This window comes from Paenibacillus sp. NFR01, assembly GCF_900111565.1.
Taxonomy (GTDB): Bacteria; Bacillota; Bacilli; order Paenibacillales; family Paenibacillaceae; genus Paenibacillus_AQ.
On the sequence record NZ_FOIK01000014.1, the window covers coordinates 1 to 4,949 of the forward strand.

Sequence of the window (4,949 nt, forward strand, 5' to 3'; positions counted from 1 at the left end):
AAAAGTTATGAATTATTGAAAATAAAACTTGCTGAAACATACAGGTATGATATTGATAATTACAGTCTGATGAAGACTGAATTTGTAACCGATGTATTAAACAAAACCATATACAGGGCAAAGGGCAAGTAATCTAATTATTAGTGGGAGATTTCAGTGAAGAGGCAACAGCGTCTAACAACGTATTCACGCTGCGGGCCATGCGGCCCTTGGTCTGCAAGAGGAATTTCGGAGATGCGGAGTCAGCAGACAACCCTGCACTGGCTAAGTCCGTCGGACCCGGGGCTAACGCCCCTTAAGCCAGTGAGGGTTCGTGAATACCAGAACGTTATGCGAAAGACTTCAGAAAGGAGAAAACAAATGAGAAAAAGATTGAGAATAGGACTCTTCTTAATAGCTATAGTGGTATTAATCGGTGGTTTCAAAATCTATAAATACTATCAAAATCATTATGTAAGTTCAAAAATATTCGAAAATATTTTGGAACGTAAAGAATATTCAATTAACAAGGAAGATAAAGTAAATGTTGAAATAGCTATTAAACCAGAATGGATTCCTTTTGAGACAGATAAACCACAAAATCAAAATATTGAACTTGATAAGAGCCATAATACCAATATAGTTCTTCAACAAGTTTGGAATAGAGGTAATGACATATATTTTAGTTTTCATACAACATATGATGTAGGCTATAACAATGGAGAGTTTTTATATAACATGATTATTAATGAAGACAGAACATATACAAGTGCTGGATCACCTGAGGATTTTGTTCTAACTGATCTTCAAGGAAATGGGATTCACGCAGGCCAAACAGGTTATGGACCAGGATCTGATTATTCGTTCGGAATTGAACCGAGTGAATATAATAAAATTAAGAATGGCTTTAAAGTAAAGTATTCAGGAATGACATTGTATGAATATTCGAGGAAGTGAAGTCCTTCGCATAACACTGTATTCACGCTGCGGGCCTGACGGCCCTTGGTCTGCCAGAGGAATTTTCGGGGAAGTGGGTTCAGGCAGACAACCCTGCGAGGCTAAGTGGCGGAGCCACCCGGCGCTAACGCGCCTTAAGTCTCTCGGGTTCGTGAATACAACAACGTTATCCGAAACCTCTAAGTGCTGAAGAACATTGTGCTTTTAACACGCAGGAGCATTGATGTAGTGATGATAAAGTTAACAATGTGAAACAGAGGAATTGGCAGAAGACTAAAGACAGGATGAAGATCAAAGACAGATGAAGACCAAGACAGATAGAGATCAAGGCAAATGAAGGCCAATGACAGATGAAATTTCATGATAGATAAAGATCTAAAGACAGATGAAATTCCATGACAGATGAAATTCCATGACAGATGAAATTCCATGACAGGTGAAGATCAATACATTTATGAAGGTGGTTCAAGAAGAGGAGGCATCGGATAACATCATATTTACGCTTCGGCCATTCGGCCTCGGTCCAGCAGATGCATTACGGGGATGTAGGATCACCTGGACACCTCAGCATTCGCTGAGGTCGTAAATACACAAACGTTATGTGAAAGATAGGCAATTACTTTATTAATTACTTATACAGAAAGCCAATCAAGAGGAGGTAAAAATGAACCGAGAGCTATTTACTTTGGTAAAGAAAATAATAAACGAATGGGATCCCTCAGGATTACTTGCGATTCATTGTCCGGAGGACGAATATCATTCTGAAATCAACGAAATAATAATTTATCTAGAATCACAAGAAAATCTAAAAGATGATGAATTAGGAAACTACATATATAAGATATTTAAAGAATATTTAGAGGAGCAATTTAACGAGACTAGAGAGAAAAGTATAGAAATTAGTCAAAGAATTATAAAAGAAATAAACGATGAAACGTACTATAGATGAAGCAGAGAAGGCCAATCCTTCACATAACAATATATTCACGCTGCGGGCCGTTCGGCCCTGGGTCTGCTGAAGCTAATTCGGGGATGTGGATGCAGGCAGACAACCCTCCGGGTTCGTGAATACGGGAACGTTAGACGAAATTATTTTAAGGAGAATATAAAATGAAAAAGAAGAAAGAACAATTTCTAGATGGACGTATACACGAAAAAAAACTTTTTAGGAGCTGTTATAGATAATGATAATAATCAAATTCGTGTATATTCCAAAGATATGCTTCAAAAGCGAATTCAAAGAGATTCATTTGGAATAGGGAAATCCTTTGATAAGCTGTATTCAAATGAGCTAATCCCCATAAGTGAAATATTTAGCAAAACTAATTATGTTATCAGCAATAGCTTTTTTAAAGCTAATAAAGAAGAGAATTCAGTAAAAGTTACATGTACTCAGTTAATGATGAATGCTGCTGCTACAATTCAAGCATCTGTGGAATTATTAAGATTGGGTTATACTCTCCAGCCATGTATGTTACTTCGTTCAGTGATAGAAACTATAAGTACAGTAGCCTATTTTATAATAGAACCTGATGGTCACGATATTTATCAAAGTGGAAAGCTTGATGTTAATAAAACCATAAAATACGGAAAACAATTGATACCGAACTTAGGAAGCTTGCAAGGACTATTAAGTAATCATTTTGTACATATTAGTTCACTACATTCAGAACTTAATGGGTTAACAAGACATACACAAAATAACCAGCCTACAAGAATAAATTTAAATATGATAATGGTATGCACATGGTGTTTATACGTTACTAGCGAAATTATTTTCTATGATTATTTTGAAGATCATACTTACTGGAGCAAAATTGGTGAAGGTCAATTTCAGTTTGAACAAAGTGATGAAGATAAAAAATGGATGAGTGAATTTCTCAAAGAAGAATAACTTCGTCTAACAATATATTCACGCATCGGGCATACGCCCTCGGTCCGGCATTGAAGGATTTCGGTGAGGTATAGTCAGCCGGACACATCCGACTTCGTCGGACGTCGTGAATACGGGAACGTTATATGAAACTGCTGCATAAAAAGGAGATAAAAATGAAGAAGATATGGACAGATTTTAATGGCCCAAACCTAAATAAATTAAGATTAACCAAAGATGATCTTAGTTACTTTAATTTACAACCGGATGAGAGAATAATTCTATATACTGAAGATATTGAGGTTGAAGCAGTTGTCGAATATGATGAAGAACAAGAATCTTGGTGTGGTAGCTTTGTGTCAGAGGTTATAACAGTTAATAAAGAAATCGAAGAAGCAAGAGAAGATGGTTTTATAAATGGTAAGTACTTTGGCAAGTGGAGTGAAAGAAATGAAATTATCCATAGGATGGTTGATCGGGGAATTCCAAGGGAAACAATAATTGAAGTTACCAAGGTTACTGATGAACACCTAAGAAGGGGTTGGCACTATTGAGAATAATAAATACAAGTAACTGAACAAGAATCTTCTAAAGTATATCGAAGAAGGCAGCAGCATCATATAACATCGCATTCAACGCGGCGGGCCGAGACAAGCTCGACCCTGGGTCCAGAAGAGGCATTTCGAGGAAGTCGATTCACCGGACACATTCAACCGGCTAAGTGGCCGAGCCACCCGGACCTTCGGTCCTTAAGCCGTTTGAACGTCGTGAATGCGGAAACGTTAGGCGAAAGTAATGCAATACTATATATCGAAGGTGGCTTAACGATGTCAGAGGAAATACAAAAAATATTACAATCGATACTGAATCGGCCGGTACAATTTGTTCGATTAGCTGGGAATTCTTTAATACTATATTTAGATTGTGAACCAGGGGATCTAAAAGAAGGATACAGTATTTGGTTAGAACCGACATGGCATTTTAGAAATAATATCGAAGTTATAACGGGATCAAGAGCAGCTCAAACAGAAGATGAACAAGAACATTTTAAAATCTCAGAGCTATTTAAACAATTGTTTTCGAAACCAATAAAAAGATTAACTATCGAACCCATTACGAATGACTTACAAATCGAGATTGATGAAGAGATTAATATAAGAACATTTGTATCAGATCCGAGTGATGAAGAATCATGGCAAATTAGAGATTATATAAAGGGAATAAGAATTATTGGAAACCCAAGGACTATACAAACAATTAAAGAATTTTCGTAAGTATATCAATGAAGGCATTACCATCGCCTAACACCGTATTCACGCTGCGGGCCTTACGGCCCTTGGTCTGCAAGAGGCATTTCGAGGAAGCAGAGTCAGCAGACAACCCTGCACTGGCTAAGTCCGCCGGACCCGGGGCTTATGCCCCTTAAGCCAGTGAGGGTTCGTGAATACAACAACGTTATGTGCAATATCCGAAAGCAATCATAAAAAGCAGTAAAATAAAAGTTATTTGATTTAAGTGCATGCCGGAGAAGTGATTTCGAGGAGGCAACAGCCTCCAGCACTAAGAAGCGTAAAAACCGATTAACGGCATGCCGGAGAAGAAAATTCGAAGAGGCAACAGCCTCCGGCACATCAAGAAAATATAGGGCAATTGAAGATGGCTCGAAGAAGTCGGATACAGCACATAACAATATATTCACGCAGCGGGCCATTCGGCCCTTGGTCCGGCAGAAGGTATTAGCTGAGAAGAGAATTCAGCCGGACACATCCGACTACGTCGGACGTCGTGAATACAGTAACGTTATATGCAATCGAGAGAAAATATATATGAAAAACAAATTAGCCATTACCATTAATTAGGGGTAGTGGTATATTTGTATAAAGCCTTGAAAATCAGTAAATGAAGAACTGAACTATGATAAGACAATAAGGCGCTATATAACTAAATAACGAAAGGACAGTAAGATAAAAAGCACAAAAAAGACTACTAATCATAAATGACTATCAACACTATAAAGTCCAAACATAAAAAAGATGAACAAGACTATAAAGATTGAACAGAACAAGACTATAAGGATGAACAAGACTAAAAAGATTGAACAAGATAATAAAGAACGAAGAAAGATTAAGTTGGGTAACAC

5 protein-coding genes are annotated in these 4,949 nt (G+C 37.4%); all 5 read left to right on the forward strand.

The window, feature by feature from the left end; translation table 11 throughout:
* Positions 1-360: 360 nt before the first annotated feature.
* The 5 genes from BMW84_RS24365 (at position 361) to BMW84_RS24385 (ending at position 4,083) form a co-directional block, all read left to right on the forward strand.
* Positions 361-936: a hypothetical protein gene (locus tag BMW84_RS24365; RefSeq protein ID WP_091073083.1), complete on the forward strand. Its 576-nt coding sequence runs from the start codon at positions 361-363 to the stop codon at positions 934-936.
* Between the two features lie 664 nt (positions 937-1,600).
* Positions 1,601-1,885: a hypothetical protein gene (locus tag BMW84_RS24370; RefSeq protein WP_091073085.1), complete on the forward strand. Its 285-nt coding sequence runs from the start codon at positions 1,601-1,603 to the stop codon at positions 1,883-1,885.
* A gap of 189 nt (positions 1,886-2,074) precedes the next feature.
* Positions 2,075-2,830 carry a hypothetical protein gene (locus tag BMW84_RS24375; RefSeq protein WP_091073086.1) on the forward strand — a complete coding sequence of 252 codons (756 nt, stop codon included), beginning with the start codon at positions 2,075-2,077 and terminating at the stop codon, positions 2,828-2,830.
* 155 nt (positions 2,831-2,985) lie between these two features.
* Complete coding sequence (locus tag BMW84_RS24380) at positions 2,986-3,363, forward strand: hypothetical protein (protein ID WP_091073088.1); 378 nt, start codon at positions 2,986-2,988, stop codon at positions 3,361-3,363.
* Positions 3,364-3,636: 273 nt separating this feature from the next.
* Entirely contained in the window at positions 3,637-4,083 is a 447-nt protein-coding gene (locus tag BMW84_RS24385; RefSeq protein ID WP_091073089.1) for a hypothetical protein, read from the forward strand.
* The last annotated feature ends 866 nt before the right edge of the window (positions 4,084-4,949 follow it).